Here is a 2,563-nt window from a genome sequence, read left to right on the forward strand (position 1 = left end):
CTCGACACCCTGATCCCGGACTCGGCCAACCAGCCGTACGACATGCACACCGTGATCGAGTCGATCGTCGACGACGGTGACTTCCTCGAGGTCATGCCACTGTTCGCGCCCAACCTGCTGATCGGCTACGGCCGGGTCGAGGGCCGCAGCGTCGGCATCGTGGCCAACCAGCCGATGCAGCTCGCCGGCTGCCTGGACATCGACGCCTCGGAGAAGGCGGCGCGCTTCGTCCGCACCTGCGACGCGTTCAACATCCCGGTCCTGACGTTCGTCGACGTGCCCGGCTTCCTGCCCGGCACCGACCAGGAGTGGAACGGCATCATCCGCCGCGGCGCCAAGCTGATCTACGCGTACGCCGAGGCGACCGTCCCGCTCATCACGATCATCACCCGCAAGGCGTACGGCGGGGCGTACGACGTCATGGGCTCCAAGCACCTCGGCGCCGACGTCAACATCGCGTGGCCGACGGCGCAGATCGCCGTGGTCGGCGCGTCCGGCGCGGTCGGCATCCTCTACCGCAAGGAGCTCGCCGCCTCCGACGACCCGGAGGCGCTGCGCGCCCAGCTCATGACCGAGTACGAGGACACGCTCTGCAACCCGTACCTCGCGGCCGAGCGTGGCTACGTCGACGCCGTCATCGAGCCCAGCCAGACCCGGGCCGAGGTCGTCAAGGCGCTGCGGCTGCTCAAGACCAAGCGCGAGACGCTGCCGCCCAAGAAGCACGGGAACATCCCGCTGTGAGCGACGTCGAGACGTCCGTGGACGAGGTCGCGGAGCCGGTCGCGCACAAGCCGGTCCTGCGGGTCGTCAAGGGAGACCTGACGGCCGAGGAGCTCGCGGCCCTCGTCGCGGTCGTCGCCGCCCGCAACGCGGCGGCGGCCAACGCGGCAGCAGCCGCAGCACCCGTCCTCCGGTCCGAGTGGGGCCACCCCGCCCGCCAGGTCCGTCAGACGCACGTGTTCGGCCCCGACCAGTGGCGGCGCTCGACCTTCGGCCGCTGACCGATGCTCCCCGCCCCCACCGTGTTGCCACTTGGGTACTTCTTCAGCACCTGGAAAAGGACGTGTCCGGCAACATCCTGGGGCGGGGCGCCTGGGCGCCGGGAGATCCGATGACCCTGCGGCCCCTCGCCGACCTGAGCCCCGCGGAGTGGCTGCTGCGGGACGACGCGTCGCCGCAGCTGCTCGCGCAGCTGGGACCGTCGGGCTTCGCGTCGTACGTCCGGGTGCTCCACGAGGACATCGGCGGGACCCGCGACGAGGGGCACCTGTCCGACACCCTCCTGGCCGCCCTGTGCGAGCACCTGGCCCGTCACACCACGTCGCCGGACGACTGCTTCTTCGGGTTGTGGGAGGGCTACGGCCAGATCCACGGTGGGGACGCAGTCGGATTTCTCAGCAGGTTCAGCGGGCCGCCGGTCTGGCCGGGCCGGATCTTCGGCAGGGAGAAGCCCCCGCCCCCCGAGCCGCCCGCCTTTCCGGCCGGTGTCATGGCCGGCCCGCTGCTGCGGCTCCATGACCTGGACCACTTCCTGTTCGCCGGCTCGATCCGCGATGCGGGGCAGTGGGGCGCCGCGACGTACCGCTCCGGCGCGCCCCGCGACATCAACAGCCCCAACCTGATGTGGCCGGCCGATCACGCCTGGTTCGTGACGACCAACATCGATCAGCACTGGACAGGCGTCGCCGGCAGCGAGGCCCTGATCGACGACCTCCTGCGGGACGACCGGCTCGAGGTCGTGCGCCAGCGCTACGACGAAGGGGCACTGCGATGAGGGTCGTCCTGGCCTCCCAGTCCCCCGCCCGCCTCATGACGCTGCGCTCGGCCGGGATCGAGCCCGAGGTCATCGTGTCCGGGGTCGACGAGGACCAGATCACCACGACCGACGCCGGCAACCTCGCCGCGGCGCTCGCCCAGCTCAAGTGCCGCGCCGTCGCCGCGCAGGTCGACGCCGATGCCCTGGTCATCGGGTGCGACTCGGTGCTGGCCTTCGAGGGCGAGATCTTCGGCAAGCCCGGCGGGCCCGCCGAGGCAGCCGGGCGGTGGCGGCGCATGCGCGGCCGCAGCGGTGTCCTGCACACGGGGCACTGCGTGCGACGCGGCGACCGCGAGTTCATCGAGACCGCGTCGACCGTCGTCCACTTCGCCGCCGTCTCGGATGCCGAGATCGATGCGTATGTCGCGACCGGCGAGCCGCTCCACGTGGCCGGGGCGTTCACGATCGACGGGCTCGGCGGGGCGTTCATCAGCGGGATCGAGGGGGATCACCACAACGTCGTAGGGCTCTCGCTGCCGCTCCTGAGGGTGCTTGTCGGGGACCTCGGGATCGTCTGGACGGACCTCTGGAACCGACCGTCCTGAGGGGTTCGGTGGTCACGCGTCCCCAGAGGTGCGAGAATGGGTGGACGATGGCAACCTCACCGCGGCGACGCCGCTACCACGCATCCAGTCCCTTCCAGGCCGGTCCGGAGGTCATTGACGAGGTGTACGAAGTCGGTGCACGCGTCTCGCACGACACCTACGGGCTCGGTCGCATCGTCAGCCTGCAAGGCACCCAGTCGGC

General features: G+C 70.8%; 4 protein-coding genes. All 4 read left to right on the forward strand.

Annotated elements, in window-relative coordinates; genetic code table 11:
* The coding region (locus tag JWQ91_RS01820) for a carboxyl transferase domain-containing protein (RefSeq protein WP_297780008.1) at nt 1–741 on the forward strand (741 nt) is incomplete at its 5' end.
* On the forward strand, nt 738–1,001 hold the full coding sequence (locus JWQ91_RS01825; RefSeq protein ID WP_297780010.1) for an acyl-CoA carboxylase epsilon subunit: 264 nt from the start codon (nt 738–740) through the stop codon (nt 999–1,001). The genes JWQ91_RS01820 and JWQ91_RS01825, both read left to right, overlap by 4 nt.
* A 110-nt stretch (nt 1,002–1,111) precedes the next feature.
* Nucleotides 1,112–1,774, forward strand: a complete 663-nt coding sequence (locus JWQ91_RS01830) for a hypothetical protein (RefSeq protein ID WP_297780013.1) — start codon at nt 1,112–1,114, stop codon at nt 1,772–1,774.
* Nucleotides 1,771–2,361, forward strand: a complete 591-nt coding sequence (locus tag JWQ91_RS01835) for a nucleoside triphosphate pyrophosphatase (RefSeq protein ID WP_297780015.1) — start codon at nt 1,771–1,773, stop codon at nt 2,359–2,361. Before JWQ91_RS01830 ends, JWQ91_RS01835 begins: the two co-directional genes overlap by 4 nt.
* Nucleotides 2,362–2,563 lie beyond the last annotated feature (202 nt).

Source organism: Aeromicrobium sp., assembly GCF_025965075.1.
GTDB lineage: Bacteria > Actinomycetota > Actinomycetes > Propionibacteriales > Nocardioidaceae > Aeromicrobium.

Excerpts from the sequence above, each read along its gene's own strand:
- JWQ91_RS01830 (WP_297780013.1), top strand. The coding sequence starts at position 1,112 with ATGACCCTGCGGCCCCTCGCCGACCTGAGCCCCGCGGAGTGGCTGCTG.
- JWQ91_RS01835 (WP_297780015.1), top strand. The coding sequence starts at position 1,771 with ATGAGGGTCGTCCTGGCCTCCCAGTCCCCCGCCCGCCTCATGACGCTG.